At 54.6% G+C, this 16,216-nt stretch carries 12 protein-coding genes; 2 read left to right on the top strand and 10 right to left on the bottom strand.

The window, feature by feature from the left end; translation table 11 throughout:
- The 9 genes from ACUHMQ_RS05145 to ACUHMQ_RS05105 all read right to left on the bottom strand — a co-directional run.
- Positions 1 to 432 (bottom strand): IS66 family transposase zinc-finger binding domain-containing protein (locus tag ACUHMQ_RS05145; protein ID WP_445294375.1); only part of this gene is annotated, 432 nt, incomplete at its 3' end.
- A gap of 69 nt (positions 433 to 501) precedes the next feature.
- The gene (gene tnpB / locus ACUHMQ_RS05140) at positions 502 to 837 is read right to left on the bottom strand and encodes an IS66 family insertion sequence element accessory protein TnpB (protein WP_445294374.1); all 336 of its coding nucleotides are present in this window, start codon (positions 835 to 837) and stop codon (positions 502 to 504) included.
- Between the two features lie 77 nt (positions 838 to 914).
- Positions 915 to 1,967 (bottom strand): acyltransferase family protein, encoded by a 1,053-nt coding sequence (locus ACUHMQ_RS05135; protein ID WP_445294373.1) that lies wholly within the window; start codon positions 1,965 to 1,967, stop codon positions 915 to 917.
- A 228-nt stretch (positions 1,968 to 2,195) separates the two neighbouring features.
- Positions 2,196 to 2,774: a DUF922 domain-containing protein gene (locus ACUHMQ_RS05130; RefSeq protein WP_445294372.1), complete on the bottom strand. Its 579-nt coding sequence runs from the start codon at positions 2,772 to 2,774 to the stop codon at positions 2,196 to 2,198.
- On the bottom strand, positions 2,747 to 5,614 hold the full coding sequence (gene gcvP / locus ACUHMQ_RS05125) for an aminomethyl-transferring glycine dehydrogenase (protein WP_445294371.1): 2,868 nt from the start codon (positions 5,612 to 5,614) through the stop codon (positions 2,747 to 2,749). The genes ACUHMQ_RS05130 and gcvP overlap by 28 nt, the downstream gene beginning before the upstream one ends.
- Before the next feature lie 159 nt (positions 5,615 to 5,773).
- Positions 5,774 to 6,160: a glycine cleavage system protein GcvH gene (gcvH, locus tag ACUHMQ_RS05120; RefSeq protein ID WP_445294370.1), complete on the bottom strand. Its 387-nt coding sequence runs from the start codon at positions 6,158 to 6,160 to the stop codon at positions 5,774 to 5,776.
- A 263-nt stretch (positions 6,161 to 6,423) separates the two neighbouring features.
- Positions 6,424 to 7,521: a glycine cleavage system aminomethyltransferase GcvT gene (gene gcvT / locus ACUHMQ_RS05115; protein WP_445294369.1), complete on the bottom strand. Its 1,098-nt coding sequence runs from the start codon at positions 7,519 to 7,521 to the stop codon at positions 6,424 to 6,426.
- Between the two features lie 108 nt (positions 7,522 to 7,629).
- The gene (locus ACUHMQ_RS05110; protein WP_445294368.1) at positions 7,630 to 8,184 is read right to left on the bottom strand and encodes a hypothetical protein; all 555 of its coding nucleotides are present in this window, start codon (positions 8,182 to 8,184) and stop codon (positions 7,630 to 7,632) included.
- A gap of 14 nt (positions 8,185 to 8,198) precedes the next feature.
- Positions 8,199 to 10,166, bottom strand: coding sequence for a ribonuclease catalytic domain-containing protein (locus ACUHMQ_RS05105; RefSeq protein ID WP_445294367.1), 1,968 nt, complete (start codon positions 10,164 to 10,166; stop codon positions 8,199 to 8,201).
- Between the two features lie 256 nt (positions 10,167 to 10,422).
- Here ACUHMQ_RS05105 and ACUHMQ_RS05100 point away from each other — a divergent pair, with 256 nt between their 5' ends.
- Both ACUHMQ_RS05100 and ACUHMQ_RS05095 read left to right on the top strand, forming a co-directional pair.
- Entirely contained in the window at positions 10,423 to 12,597 is a 2,175-nt protein-coding gene (locus ACUHMQ_RS05100) for a UvrD-helicase domain-containing protein (protein ID WP_445294366.1), read from the top strand.
- Between the two features lie 233 nt (positions 12,598 to 12,830).
- Positions 12,831 to 14,555 (top strand): response regulator, encoded by a 1,725-nt coding sequence (locus ACUHMQ_RS05095; protein ID WP_445294365.1) that lies wholly within the window; start codon positions 12,831 to 12,833, stop codon positions 14,553 to 14,555.
- A gap of 190 nt (positions 14,556 to 14,745) precedes the next feature.
- On the opposite strand, the gene rng is transcribed toward ACUHMQ_RS05095, so the two are convergent.
- Positions 14,746 to 16,203 carry a ribonuclease G gene (gene rng / locus ACUHMQ_RS05090; RefSeq protein ID WP_445294364.1) on the bottom strand — a complete coding sequence of 486 codons (1,458 nt, stop codon included), beginning with the start codon at positions 16,201 to 16,203 and terminating at the stop codon, positions 14,746 to 14,748.
- Positions 16,204 to 16,216 lie beyond the last annotated feature (13 nt).

Below are 16,216 nucleotides of genomic sequence, written 5' to 3'. Positions count from 1 at the left end.
ACAGGCAGAACAGGCGTATTTGGGCCGGCGGTATTGCAGTACGCTCAATTGTGCCGGCACATAGTCGAGCTTTTCGCTGACGGCATCGCCGATGTGGTGCCGCTCACCCCCACAGCAGGGACAGGCTTTCTCGGCCTGGGTTAAATCAAGTGTGACGATCTCGCGCGGCAGATGGCCGGGGATGGGCTTGCGCGTGGGCTTTTGTCGGACATGATGCGGGATAGTCGTCACATCCGGTGCAGCGGCAGGCGTTGACGCCAACTGATCGAACAACGGCAATGTCATCGCACCGGCTAGGGTGTCGATGCGCTCGGCGCGATGGCCGTAAATGAGACGCTTGAGCTGCTCCAACTGGAATTGGAGGTGTTCATTATTGGCCTTGAGCGCGTCGATCTCGACGCGCGCGTGAGCCAGCTCTTGGGTCAGCGTCATGCCGCCGATTATACCGGTAACCCATGCGTAGCCCTGGTTCCGCGAACCTTGACGTGCACAGGTTCGCTGTTATGCCACACGTCCTGCAGCGACAGCTTTAAAGCGTCGCGTCTTAGGGTCGATGCCTTCCAGGATCAACAGCAAATCGGCCCAATTCATCGCGTCGGCAGGAACGGGCACCTTGAACCGACCGCGTTCCAGCCGCTTGTATGCCATCCAGAAACCATGGCGATCGAACCACAGCAGCTTGGCCTTGTCGCGCGATTTATTGAAAAACACAAACATCTCGCCCGACAGCGGTGAGCGGTCGAGCACCGCTTCAACCAGCAGCGCCAGCCCATCGATAGAACGGCGCATGTCGACGGGCTGGTTGGCAACAAAAGCGCGCTGGGGGACTGCAAGCATGACTGAACTCCGATAATAAGGAGTCAATCAGCTTGGACACTGTCCAGCGACGGCGATAGATGCTGGCCTCCGGGCATTTACTTTTCATCGCTATTCACCGAACGGATAGGGCCTGGTACTCCATCTGCGTTGTAAACGACACGGCCCACTGCAGCCACACTGACAATGAGCGTAATCAAACACAAACCGGGCCGCTTTACCCTGGCCTGAAAAAGCTTCTGGCTAGGTACTTCAATCAATCGATAAGAACATTCGCCCAAAAACACAGTAAGAAGCAGCCCGCTAACCACCCAGGCGATTTCATCCTGTTTCCCCATGTAAGACAGCAAAACCACGATAGGCCAGTGCCACAGGTATACCGAGTAGGAAATCATTCCTAAACGCTGCGCAAGCAAATTACCCATCAGTACAGACTGTGATCGTGCGGACCAGATCACCAACGCAGTACCCACCACGGGTACCGTCGCCAGCCAACCTGGCCACACATTTTCGCCATTCAATAAGCCGACACTCAAACAGATCAGCGCCACCCCACTCCACTCGAGATAGCGCTGCGTACTGGACGTTAAAACCAGGGGAAACAAATAGACCAAGCCCCCCACAAGCATTTCCCATGACCGCATTGGTAACAGATAAAACGCCGAGCCCGGGGAGTAGAAATAAGACGCCCAAATGCAAAGGGCCAGTGAAACTAATGCAAGGGACAACAGAACCCAACGAATAGCACCGAAACAGCGCTTAAACAACAGTAATATCAATGGGTAAAGCAAATAGAACTGCCACTCCACAGAAAGTGACCATGTGTGCAATAGCCACTTCTCGTGCGAGCTCACATCAAAGTAACCCGATTCCTTAAAGAACACCGTATTGGAGAAAAAACCCATGGCGCTTGCCACATGTTTTCCCAATATCTTGTAATCAACACTCAACAGTAGAAACCAGCCCAGAAGCAATACGGCCAGGCAAAGCAATGCTAGTGCAGGAACAATTCGAATGGCTCGGGCAAGGTAAAATGCCCTCAGTGAAAATCGGCCTGCAGTCAGCTTACTGAATACAATTGCCGTCATCAGATAACCGGAAATGACAAAGAAAACGTCTACACCGGAAAAGCCGCCTTGGAACCCTGCCATGTTGAAGTGAAACAGACAGCTGAGACCGCTAGAGCACGCAGTCCATTGATATCAGGTCGAAAATTCACAACATATCCCAGCGTAATTCGATGCTTGCATAGCAGGCTTAAAAGCCGATGTTTCCAGCAAGTTGGTTGAACAAAAAGAAGCCCGGCTAATGCCGGGCTACCAAAACACTCTGTTTTGCCTGGATGGCTACGCGGAATATGTGTAGCCATCTATTCCGTATCAGGGGAGTACCACACCTTCAGCTTCACCATGGCGCGTTCGTTTATCGTATTCGTCCTGTTCACGCTGGTTATTGGATTGGTACTCAGCAGCTAAACGACGTGCTTCTGCATAAAGTGCCTCACAACTTGGGTTGGGCGATATCTTTCTCAGCCCTGGGATCAGTTTATCCACCCATGACTGAGCGATCTTGGCATGACCCGCCTCATGCTGTTTCAGCGCCTTCATAAAACCGTTCCAACGCTGTTGTAACGCAACGGGCGCCTTGGCTTCATCCTGCCAACGTGGCAGCGTAGTTGTCGCCTTGCTCATCACCGAAACACGCGTAATGCGGCAACTGCCATTTTGTTGCCACCAACTTATATCCCAATCCAACCAGGTTTTCATCTCCCCGCGGAATACACCGCTGGCGCTACGAATAGGCGTGTTCTTATCCATGCTATGCCTCACTGCATCAGCAGTAAGGCCGTAGACATCGTAATAAATCGCTCGCTGATTCTGTTTCACTTCCGTGGCAGCAAACAGACTACTCGCTGCCACAGCAAGCACACTTACTTGTACGCGTCGATGCTTGGACATGAACAAACCACGTTCCGGTCGCCATAGGCATCGTCGATACGACCTACGCTTGGCCAAAACTTGTTTTCGCGTACCCATGCAAGCGGATAGGCTGCAACGTCACGGCTATATGGGCGTTCCCATTGACCGATCACCGCGAACTGGGTATGTGGTGCATGGCGCAACGGATTGTTGTCAGCCGGCCAGTCTCCAGCGCCTACCTTGCGAATTTCGGCACGGATGGTTCGCATGGCTTCGATGAACCGATCAAGCTCCGCTTTCGATTCCGACTCGGTCGGCTCGATCATGAATGTGCCAGGTACAGGGAAGCTCATGGTCGGCGCATGGAAGCCAAAGTCCATCAGTCGCTTGGCGATGTCCACTTCGGTAACACCTGTCTCGGCCTTCAATGGGCGCAGATCGATAATGCACTCATGCGCCACGCGGCCATTCTTACCGGTGTACAGCACTGGGTAGTCACTGGAGAGCTGCTTCGCCATGTAGTTCGCATTCAACAAGGCAGTTTGGGTGGCCTTCCTCAAACCATTGCCGCCCATCATGCGAATGTACATCCAGGAAATAACGAGAATGGATGCCGACCCGAATGGCGCAGCCGACACAGCCGATTGGCCGCGGTGCGGCCCATCCACCGGCGTAACAACATGGTTGGCCATGTACGGAGCCAGATGGGCTTTCAAGCCGATGGGACCCATACCAGGGCCGCCGCCACCATGTGGAATACAGAAGGTCTTGTGCAGGTTCATGTGCGAAACATCTGCACCAATCTCGGCTGGCTTCACCAGTGCCACCAAGGCATTCAGGTTGGCACCGTCCATATAGACCTGACCACCGTGGCTATGTATCACATCGCAAATCTCGCGAATCGCCTCTTCGAACACACCGTGAGTGGAGGGGTAGGTGATCATCAGGCAGGCAAGATTGGCACTGTGCTGCTCAGCCTTGGCCTTCAGGTCTGCAACATTGACGTTTCCGTTTTCATCGCAGGCTACCACCACCACCTGCATCGACATCATCTGCGCTGTCGCAGGGTTGGTACCATGTGCGGATTGCGGAATCAGGCAGATATTACGATGCCCTTCGCCACGCGCCTCGTGATAGCGGCGGATCGCCAACAGCCCCGCATACTCACCCTGAGCACCCGAGTTTGGCTGCATGCAGATTTCATCAAAACCGGTGATCGCTCTGAGCTGCTCGCTCAAGCCTTCGATCAATTCCAGGTAACCGCGCGTCTGAGTAACCGGTGCAAACGGGTGGATGCTACCCAGCTCTGGCCAGGTCACCGGAATCATCTCGGCAGTCGCATTGAGCTTCATCGTGCAGGAACCCAGCGAGATCATCGAGTGATCAAGCGCCAAGTCCTTATTCTGCAACTTCTTCAAAAAGCGCAGCATCTCGGTCTCAGTATGATGGGCATTGAATACCGGATGGCTGAGAATGGCATCGGTACGCAGCATACTGGCCGGCAAAGCTGCCACGCGTTCTTGATCCAACAATTCCACATCCAGCGCCTTGGCAGCTTCACCAAGCAGCACGTTCCACAATGCCTTCACATCTTCACGTGAAGCGGTTTCGCCGAAGCTTATGCCCAGCTGGCTGCTGGAAACATGGCGCAGGTTGTAGCCCGCCGCCAATGCAGCCTCATAGGCAGCATGCGTCTTGGCACCCAGTTCGACCACCACCGTATCGAAGAAGTAACGTGTCTGTACGGTAACACCGACACGCTTCAGACCCTCGGCGAAGATGGCGGCCAGGCGGTGGATTCGGTCAGCAATACGCTTCAGGCCGTTCGGTCCGTGGTATACGGCATAGAAGCCCGCCATATTTGCCAATAGTGCCTGGCTCGTACAGATATTGGAGTTGGCTTTCTCCCGACGAATGTGCTGCTCGCGAGTCTGCAACGCCATGCGCAGGGCAGGGTTGCCTGCACTGTCAACCGATACCCCGATGATACGGCCCGGCACCGAGCGCTTGTACTCGTCCTTGGTCGCAAAATACGCCGCGTGCGGACCACCAAAGCCCATTGGCACACCAAAGCGCTGTGCTGAGCCAAATGCCACATCAGCGCCAAGCGCAGCAGGCGACTTGAGTAATACGAGGGCCATTGGGTCGGTAGCGAGCGCTGTTAATCCACCCATGGCTTTGATCGCAGCAATCGCACCTTCCAGATCGGCGATTTCACCATTTACGTTCGGGTACTGGAACATCGCACCGAACACTTCATGATCTTTGGCTTCAGCAGCTGTACCAAAGATCAATTCCCAACCAAACGCCTTGGCACGCGTCTTCATTACATCGATGGTCTGCGGCAATGCTTCACGATCCACAAAGAACCGGTTCGATTTTGACTTGGACACCCGACGAGCCATTGCCATCGCTTCAGCGGCGGCCGTCGCTTCATCAAGCAACGATGCATTTGCCAGCTCCAGCCCAGTCAGGTCCAGCACCACCTGCTGGAAATTCAGCAGTGCTTGCAATCGACCTTGCGAAATTTCAGCCTGATACGGGGTGTAGGCGGTATACCAGCCTGGGTTTTCCATCACATTGCGCAGGATTACCTTCGGCGTGATGGTTTCCGAATAGCCCATGCCAATAAAGGAACGGGCAATCACGTTCTTGCTGGCAATCGCATGGATTTCAGCCAGCGCCGCTTCCTCGGTTACCGCATCGGGCAAAGTACATGGCGAACCACCCAGGATGGCAGCCGGCAACGTATCTTTTACCAGCTCATCCAGCGACTGGACACCAACCGCAGCCAGCATGCTGGCGGTTTCAGCCTCATCCGGACCGATATGGCGATGAATGAATTCGTTGTGATTTTCAAGCGAGGACAGCGGCGTCATGGTATGACCCTTCAACAATTGCCACAGCGGTACTGAAGCCCGAGCGGCGTTCACGAAAATGGCAAACCGGCCGCAGATAGCGGCCGGTAGGTGTTTCTAAAAACTTCTATGTCCGCATGGGGACGTAGGTGGGAGGATGCACCCTCAGAATCTGGGGTCTCAGGCCCCGATTTCCTCGGCGTAAGCAGTAGCACTCATCAAGCCTTCCAGGTCACCGGCATTCTTGGGCTTGATCTTGAAGAACCAGCCTTCGCCGTAAGGATCGGAATTGACCGTATCCGGCTCATCAGCGAGAGTCTCGTTCACTGCAACAATCTCACCAGCAATCGGCGCATACACATCGGAAGCAGATTTTACTGACTCAACCACGCCAGCACCCTCGTCCTCAGTCAGTACGTTACCCACTTTAGGGAGTTCAACGTACACCACATCACCCAACAAACTCTGGGCGTGATCGGTAATACCCACGGTCACACTACCGTCGGCTTCAAGGCGCAACCATTCATGACTGGCAACGTACTTCAGATCGCTAGGAATATTGCTCATGGTTTTCTCGTCGAGTGACAGCCCAATCAGGCTAGATTATTCGGTTACGAAAGTACTTCTTGAATAGAAGCCGCAAGCCAAGAAGAATTGGCGCGGATTCTACCAAATCTGTAGGGGGGTCTGCTTCAGTTACATATTGAATAAAGCAGGAGATGTTTGGTGCTCCGACCCGACCCGGCTCATGCATTTACTGCACAACAGCGATTAAAGCCCATCGCTGCGTGTGGTAGATCAGGAACCGGTTTCCTACACCCAAAGGATTACTATTCAAAGACCTTCTTGCCATTACGCACAAACGGCATCTTCACAACACGGGCTGGCTGCAACGTACCACGTACATCCACCTGCACAGCGTCTCCCACTTTCACCGCCAACGGTACTCGCGCCATGGCAATCGAGACCTGCAAGGTGGGGGAAAAGGTACCGGATGTGATCTCTCCGTCACCAGCGGGAGTAACAACCTTCATATGGCCGCGTAACACACCCTTGCCTTCGTAAACCAAGCCAACCTGCTTGAGCAACGCTGCGCCTGCTGTACGTTCGGCCTTTTCCTTTTCCAGAACTGCCCGGCCAACGAATGCACGGTTTGCAGGCTCCCATGAAATTGTCCAACCCATACCAGCTGCCAATGGCGAAACGGCATCATCCATTTCGTTGCCATAGAGATTCATACCGGCTTCAAGTCGCAGCGTATCTCGCGCACCTAAACCCGCCGGCGCGACACCCGCAGCAACCAACTTGTTCCAGAACGGAATAGCTTCAGCGGCAGGCATAGAGACTTCCAGGCCATCTTCACCTGTGTACCCGGTACGCGCAAAGAACCACTCGCCATGCGAAAGACCCTGGAAAACCTGCAGGCCATCGATAAGCGCTGCGGCATCCGGCTTGGCAGCCTTGGTCTTTGCAATCGCATTCGGGCCCTGGATGGCAATCATCGCGAGGTCCCGACGCGGTGTCAGCTCCACGTGGAACAACGCGGCAAGCGGCCGCATCCAGGCCAAATCTTTGTCTGTCGTTCCTGCATTCACAACAACCCGGTATCCCTTGCCAGTCCGATAGACAATCAGGTCGTCGATCACCCCACCGGTTTTGTTATACATACCGGAATAAAGCGCCTTGCCTTCAAACCCCAGCTTGGCAACATCGTTACCAATCAACTTCTGGAAAAACTCGGTAGCCCGCTCACCACTCACGTCCACCGCTGTCATATGCGATACATCGAACATACCGGCATCAGTTCGAACTGTTTCGTGCTCCTTGATTTGCGATCCATAGTTGATCGGCATTTCCCAACCTGCGAAGTCAACGATTTTGCCGTTGGCGGCCAAGTGGGCATCGAACAGGGGAGTGCGTTGAGGCATGTGGCTTCCTTGTGAGAAACGTTTGGGTGGCGTGGTTTTACAACCGATTCACGATCTTACTGCGCTTCACCCTGCTGACAGCTGCGCAGCAAGATCGTAAACAGGTTCTTACAACTGCACAGGTTTGTAGACAAAACAGCCATCAAGCAGATATTCGCCGGTATCCACACGACCATCTGCATCGATGCGATCAAACGGTATTTCCCGACCATCCACGACGATATAGGCGGGGATAGGCTTATCGGCATAACGGCCAATAATCGCATCGGCACGTGGATAGTCCACAGATTCGGCTCTATTGGCAGATGCCTGTTCCTTGGCGATATCCGCCAATGCCTGCTCGTGCGCAGCCAGTTCATCCGGATGCATAGCGATCGTTCGCAGGTAGAGCTTGAATAAAAAGAGAGGCAGCACAACGCGCCGTACCCGCTTTTCGTTGTCGATGACACAAGCCACACCAAACTGAGTGTGGCAGGCAGGGCAATGCGCAGTGGCAGCCATGGCCAGATGGTCTTCCAGCAGCCTCGCAATACCGTGCATATGCCGAGCTTGCAACATCTGCCCGCACTTCACACAGGGCTTGGAGAACTGCTTAACCACCGCACCATTCTTAAAACGGACAGGCAGGAAATGATCAATACGATTGGTGGGGCGCATACTCATCTGAACACCTAAAATCAAGACGCCACAGGTGCCAGAGGCGCCGCGCCTTCAGCTACCGGCTCCTCCACTTCCGCCTCTGCAACCTCGGCAATCTCTTCTTCCTCTTCGACCACCGTCACAGGCTCACCCGCCTCCAGGAGGCGACATTCAAGCGCCAAATCAAGGTAATCAGTGCGTATCAACTGCAGCTTGACTGGGGTGCCCCGGGCCAGATCCGGCAAGCCGGCAATCTTCAGCATCAATGGCAAGCCGTCGAAACGAACCAGATTTTCCTTGATCACCGTGGCACCAATATCGTTGATACCTTCCTGCGCCAACCAACGCAGGCACCAATAACGTTCCATGCGGCCTTGGAATTCTGCGTAAGCGTTATAGGTCTGGTCGAAATCACGCAAAGCGGCAAACAACATGGGATCGCGCGGCGTATACCGTGGCGATTCACCACGCAACATAGCCACCAGCTGCTGCTGGTTGATAAAGTCCGCAGCGCGCCGCAATGGCGATGATGCCCAGCTGTATTGCGCCACGCCCAAGCCTGCATGTGGCAAAGGCTGCGTTGTCATCTTCACCCGGCCCATGGCCTGGGCACGGTAAATTGCCGGGATACGCGCATCAGCGAGCTGCTTACCCCAGGTGCTGTTGCACAGAATCATCAGCTCAGCCACCAGCTTGTCCATAGGGCTGCCACGCTTGCGCGGGTAAATGCGTATACGCTTCTCACCCTGGTCGTCTTTGTCGATAGCAAAGCTGTAGTCGGGGCGTTCAACACGATTCGGATCGTGCTTGCCGCGGGCTTTCTCCAAGGCAATGGCAAATCGGTACAAATAGAGCAGCTCGCTCTTCCAAGGGTAATCCGGGCCACCATCGGGCAGGGTGACGGTCTCTTCGTTGAAGACCGGGTCCAGATCATGATGGCGAAGATTGGCTGCAATGTGCACCCTATCCAGTCGGCTTTCTGCCGATACAATCCCAAACTCGGGTGTCACGGTGACATACAGGCTCACCGCTGGGCAATCCTTCCCTTCGGCCAGAGTAAAGCTGTCGACCACGGCATCGGGCAGCATGGTGATCTTGTCGCCCGGAAAGTAGACAGTACTCAACCGGGCCAATACCACGCTTTCCATGGTGGAACCCGCAACCACACCCAGACTTGGCGCAGCAATATGGATACCGACACGGGTATTGCCATCGGGCAACTGGGTTACCGAGATTGCATCGTCAATTTCAGTTGTCGCTGCATCGTCAATCGAGAATGCACGCACGCCAGCCACCGGTAAATCGTCTGGCGCTACGGGCAGGTCGATCTCGGGAAAGCCGATTCCCTTAGGGAAATATTCCGTCAAGAAGCCGTCCAACAACCAAGCTTCAACATCAGGAATCGCCCCGCAACTTTCCATCAACCGCAACGGTGATTTCTGAACTGCTTCCGCCGCCGCTGCCAAGGCTTTCCATTCAATTGTGTTCTTGTCCGGCCGGTGCAGTAAGGTCTTCACATGCGTACGCAACGCATCGGGCAGCTTGCCTGCCAACAACTCAGCCTGCCACTCGGCCATCAGCGCGGCTTCTCTGGCTTTCTTTTCCTGGCCCGCCTTGGCGGCACGCAGGTTATCTTCCGGCGCTGCTTTGTAGCGGCCACGGCCCTTACGGTAGAAATACATGGGGTTGCCATGCAGCCGTACACACATGGCGGCCAGCTCAAGCGCACTGGGCTTTGGGCTGAAATACTCCACGGCCAGGTCGGTAAAGCCGAACTCTTCCCCGCCTGCAACTTCCCATAGGAAATCCAGGTCAAGCTCATCAGCTTGAGCAATGGCTTGCGGAATAAAATCAGCCAGGGCGATTTTGTCGAAACGCAGCCGTACATCCTGCGCCTTGATCTTACTGCGTTTACCGCGCGCATCCTCAACCTGCAGGGTGGCATCGGTTTCGCTCATGATGGCAGCAACCTTGAAGTCGCCGCTTTCTTCGTAAAAAACGTTCATGTCGCACCGCCTACATCGGCGGATAAATAGGAGGAGGAGGCCACGATTATACCCGAGCAACCCACGCTCGCCCTGTATCTCGGCTTGGTGGATTACATCTGCGCATAACTTACTGCGTGTGCAAACCACTATCGGAGCACTACATCCAGGCAACGGTTATCGATAAGAACCACCGTTCATTCGCTCCCTTTAGCAGTGCTAACCGTCGGGATAACAAGCTCCGGTAAACTATGCATCCCGTCGCTGGAAAATCATCATGTCGTCCTCTTTGCTTAATGGTCTGAACCCCGAACAACTTGCTGCCGTCACTTTGCCAGCTTCGCCGGCACTGATATTGGCCGGGGCGGGCTCAGGCAAAACACGCGTGCTGACTACCCGCATTGCCTGGCTGTTATCCACAGGGCAAGCAAGCCAGCACGGCATTCTGGCTGTCACCTTCACCAATAAAGCCGCCAAGGAGATGCTGACACGGGTATCGGCGCAGCTGCCCGTTAATGCGCGCTCCTTATGGATTGGCACTTTCCATGGCTTGTGTAACCGCATGCTGCGCATGCACTGGCGTGATGCCGGCCTGCCTGAAGCCTTTCAGATCATGGATACGGCGGACCAGCTTTCCGCCATCAAGCGGCTCCTGAAAGCGCTGAATATTGATGACGAAAAGTACCCGCCACGCGAGTTGATGTACTACATCAACGCAAACAAGGAAGAGGGGCGGCGGCCAAGCGAAGTGGAAGCATGGGATACCCATTCCCAGCAGATGAAGCAGCTTTACGAAGAATACGAGCGCCAATGCCGCAGAGAAGGCGTGGTCGATTTTGCGGAACTACTGCTGCGCTGTTATGAGCTGTTACGCGACAACACCGCACTGCGCAGCCATTACAACGCACGGTTCCGCTACATCCTCGTTGACGAATTCCAGGATACAAACCGGCTGCAATACCGCTGGTTGAAGCTGCTGGCAGGCAATACTGACGCATTGGACCGCTTGCTGGGTAAGTTGACCAATAGCGATGCTGCAGGCGAACCAGCCGCTGTTTTCGCAGTCGGCGATGACGATCAATCCATCTACGCATTCCGTGGCGCCAATGTTGGCAATATGGCGGACTTCCAGCGCGATTTTTCGGTTAAGACCGTGATCAAACTGGAACAGAACTACCGTTCCCACGGCAATATTCTTGAAGCTGCCAATGCGTTGATTGCCTACAACCGTGGCCGGCTGGGTAAAAACCTATGGACGTCGGAATCCGCGGGTGACCCGATTCGGGTATTCGAAGCAGCGACTGATTTCGAAGAAGCCCAATTTATTGTGGAGGAAGCACGCCAGCTGCATCGGGACGGTACCTCTCTTGGTGATATGGCAGTGCTGTATCGTTCGAATGCACAGTCACGTGTACTGGAACATGCACTGTTCCAGGCAGGACTGCCCTACCGCGTCTACGGGGGTCTGCGCTTTTTTGAGCGGCAGGAAATCAAACATGCGCTCGCTTATCTGCGCCTTGTCGCCAACCCAGGCGATGACAATGCATTGCTACGAGTAATCAACTTCCCGGCGCGAGGTATCGGCAACCGTACCTTGGAAGTCCTCAGCGAAACTGCTCGGGTTACCGGCACCAGTATCTGGCAAGCAGCATGCTCTGGCGGAGCAGGCCGCAGTGCAGCAGCCGTTGCCAAGTTTGTTCAGTTAATCGAAGGCATGCGTGCCCAACAGGAAGGCCTGAACCTGCCGGAATTGGTACAGCTTGCTATCGAACAAAGCAGCTTGATCGAGTTTTACCGCAATGAGAAGGAAGGCCAGGAACGGCTGGAAAACCTGGACCAGCTGATTTCGGCCGCCGCGGTTTTTGTACAAGAGAACGAAAACGATATAAACGCCTTTCTGGCCCATGCTTCGCTGGAGGCTGGCGACCACGAGGCCGCTCCCGGGCAGGATGCCTTGCAACTGATGAGCGTACATGCATCCAAAGGGCTGGAGTTCCACGCGGTCTTTCTGTCTGGCATCGAAGAGGGCTTATTCCCGCACGACAACAGTCTGGCGAGCCCGGAAGGCTTGGAAGAAGAACGCCGGCTTGCTTACGTCGCTATCACACGAGCCCGTCGCAAGCTTTACCTGAGCCTGGCGCAAAGCCGCATGCTGCATGGCCAGACCCGATTCTCAATTGCCTCTCGCTTTCTGAGCGAGATTCCCGAAGACCTGCTCAAGTGGCTCAACCGCGGCTATGCGCCATCCGCCATGCCTACACGCAAACCCGAAAAAGCTACACCCGAGCATGGTCTGCGCGTTGGATGCACGGTTGAGCATGCCAAATTCGGCCAAGGAGTAGTTGTGGACTACGACGGCACAGGCAAGAACGCCAATGTGCAGGTGAACTTTGGCGCCGCAGGCCTGAAGTGGCTTGCATTGGAGTATGCCAAGCTTACACTGGTTAACTGATACCCGATCTGACCGCATAAGGTATTGCTGCAAGGTTTGATCACGTTACGGGTCTTATCTCGTACGCTTTATCGGGTTTCATAGGCCGTTCGATGACTCCGTCGGGGGAAGCTGAACGGCTATAGTGCTTTGTACTAAGAACCTAGTCGTCGTGGTTGGCCACCACCCAGATCATCCGGCCCAATGTAACCGCAAACCAAAATATACAAATTGTTGTTGAGGAGAGTGGAGTCATGGACCAGGCCAATTCACCGCTATTTTCTGCCCGCGCCGCGCGTGCCAGCGGTGATGATGAAGACACGGCAGAAGCCATCCAGCAAGCCTATGCCAGCAGACCCATCGATATTGACTACGCCAACAAGCGCTTTCTCGTCATCGATGCCGTGCAGGAAATGCGTTCAGCCATGAACGCCACCTTGTCGACCTTCGGTGTAACCAAAATCGAATACGCGCATCGCGCCATGGAAGCCATCGGTATCATCAAGCGTGGTAATCACGACGTGATCCTGTGTGATTTCGACCTGGGCAATGGCTACGACGGGATGCATTTGCTGGAAGAGCTGAAGCTGCGAAATCTGCTCCGGCCATCGGCAGTATTCATGATCGTCACCGGGGAGCGCCGGTCACGCATGGTGATTTCCGCTGCTGAGCTCGCGCCGGATGCCTATCTGCTTAAACCCTTTACCGGCGAGGAATTGAAACAGCGGCTTGATCGGGTCTACAGCAAGAAGTCAGCTTTTGAAGACCTCGATGCCGCCATGATGAACGAGGACTACTTCAAAGCGTTGGCCGACTGTAACGAGCGCATTAACAACAAAGATCCGTTCCTGCTCGACTTCCTCAAACTCAAGGGTCGTATCGCATTCACCATTGGCGACTATGCCATGGCGCGCGAAACCTACCAACTCGTGCTTGATGCCCGGGAAATACCCTGGGCAAAGATGGGGCTCGCAAAATCCCTGTTCCACCTGAAGGACTACGTAACAGCCAAACAGCTGTTTGAGGCGTTACTTGCAGAGAACAATCGCATCATGGAAGCCTACGATTGGCTGGCCAAAATTCACCAAGCCGAGCATGAGCTAGTTGAAGCGCAGCAGATGTTACAGCGGGCGGTCGATATGTCTGGCGCCAATGTCAGCCGGCAGAAAAAACTGGGCGAGGTTGCCATGCGCAATGGCGACTACGCCACGGCGGTCCAATCATTTCAAAAGACCATCACAGTAGCCAAGTACTCTTTCTGGCGTGACGCTGCCGACTATTCAGCCCTGGCTAAAGCACACTTGGGGAATGAAGAGATCAATGAGGCCGCCAAAGTAGCGGCCGATGTGCGACGCGAATTCCGCTACGACCCCAAGGCAGATATGTTGGCAACCGTCATGGAAACCCAGGTTGCGATCAAGCAGGGGAACGAGCACCGGGCCCAGCAGCTGTTGAATAAAGCCAAGGAACAGTTTGCCAGCGTGGCCAACGACTTACCCGACCACTTTGCTCTGGAACTCGCTGAAGCCTGCTACCGGCTTGATGAAGATGCCGCGGGTGGTGAAATCGTCAAGAAAGTGCTGCGCAACCATCACGAAGACCCTGCAATACTCGAAAAGGTGTCGACGCTCTATGAAGCAGTCGACCGGGCAGACCTGGGCCAGGAGATGATAGAAGAGACTGCACGCGCCATTGTCGGCATCAACAACGATGCTGTGCGCATGGCGCAATCGGGCGATATCCAGGGGGCTGTGCAGAAATTCATTGAGGCCGTCGAGGAGATGCCTGCCAATGTACAGGTGATGCTGAACGCCGTGAACGCCATGCTGGCCTACGTAAGCCGTAATGGATGGCACCAGGAATACATGGAAGTCGCGCAGCAGTATCTGGACAGGGTCAAGAGCCTGGAACCCGCCAGTGTGAAGTATTTGAAACTACGCGATGCGTACAACACTTCGCGCCGCCGCTTCAAGGTGTAGCCAACAAAACTCAATGAAGCCGTTTCTAGCCATCCTTGGAACCAACTCACGATCTGTAAGCGAGCAGCTGTCAGCAGGGTGAAGCGCAGCGCAGAAACCGGAATGTACTTTTGTACATGAGGCTTTCGAGCAGCACATGAACCCTGATCACAGCTGCGCAGTAAGATCATTGAAATGCTCTTAAGAGCCGCTAAACCAGGATCACATCATACTGTTCTTGGGAATAAGCACTCTCCACCTGCAAGGAAATCTGCTTGCCGATAAAGTCGGCCAGCATTGCAAGATTGGCGCTTTCCTCATCGAGGAACATATCGATCACCGTCTGGCTGGCCAAAATACGGTATTCCCTGGCATTGAACTGGCGTGCCTCCCGCAGAATCTCCCGCAGGATGTCGTAGCACACAGTCTGTGCAGTCTTGATCTCGCCACGACCCTGGCACACCGGGCAGGGCTCGCACAGCACATGCGCAAGGCTTTCACGCGTACGCTTTCGGGTAATCTCCACCAATCCCAGGCTGGTGAAACCGGACACCGTCACCTTGGTGCGGTCTTTACCCATCGCTTTGTGCAGTTCATGCAGGACCTGATCACGGTGCTCGTGGTTATCCATGTCGATGAAGTCGACGATGATAATCCCGCCCAAATTACGCAGGCGCAGTTGGCGAGCAATGACTTGTGTGGCTTCCAGATTGGTTTTGAAGATAGTGTCGTCAAACGAGCGTGTGCCAACAAAACCACCGGTATTCACATCAATCGTCGTCATCGCCTCGGTCTGGTCAATGATCAGATAACCGCCAAACTTCAGGTTCACCCTGCGGGCCAAAGCGCGTTCGATCTCGGCCTCTACACCATGCATTTCAAACACTGGCCGCTCGCCAAGATAGTGTTCGAGGCGGGGAGCGACATTCGTCACGAATGCCTCGGCGAACTCTGTCATCTTCACATAAGTTTCACGTGAATCGACCACCACCTTCTGCGTCTCATCGCGCACAATGTCGCGCAACACCCGCATTGCCAGGTTCAAGTCCTGATACAACACCGACTTGGGTGGCAAGGTCTTGGATTTTTGCTTGAGGTCCGCCCAGATCAGGCTCAGATATTCAACGTCCGCACGCAACTCCTCTTCACTGGCATGCTCTGCGGAAGTTCGGATAATGTAACCACCATGCTGGTCACCGGCAGGCAACATCTTGGTCAGGCGCTCACGCAGATGCTCACGCCCCTCACCATGCTCGATGCGCTGGCTGACGCCGATATGATGTTCTTGCGGTAGGAAGACAAGAAAACGGCCGGCAATGCTGATCTGCGTGGAAAGGCGGGCGCCCTTGGTGCCGATCGGGTCTTTGATCACCTGCACCATCACGCTTTGGCCTTCGTACATCAAGCGCTCTATCCGCTGAGGCTCTGTCGGGTGCTGACGCTGCTCGATCACATCAGCGATATGCAGGAACGCAGCGCGTTCGAGGCCTATCTCGATAAACGCCGACTGCATGCCGGGCAATACACGCTTAACCGTCCCTAAGTAAACATTCCCCACAATACCGCGCTGGGCGGTACGTTCGATATGAATCTCCTGTACTACGCCTTCTTCAGTCACCGCCACACGAGTCTCCTGTGGGGTAACGTTGATGAGGATATGCTCTTTCATAGTGGCCTACCCG

This window comes from Chitinimonas violaceus (assembly GCF_052601015.1).
This window is presented reverse-complemented; position numbering and strand designations above follow the sequence as displayed.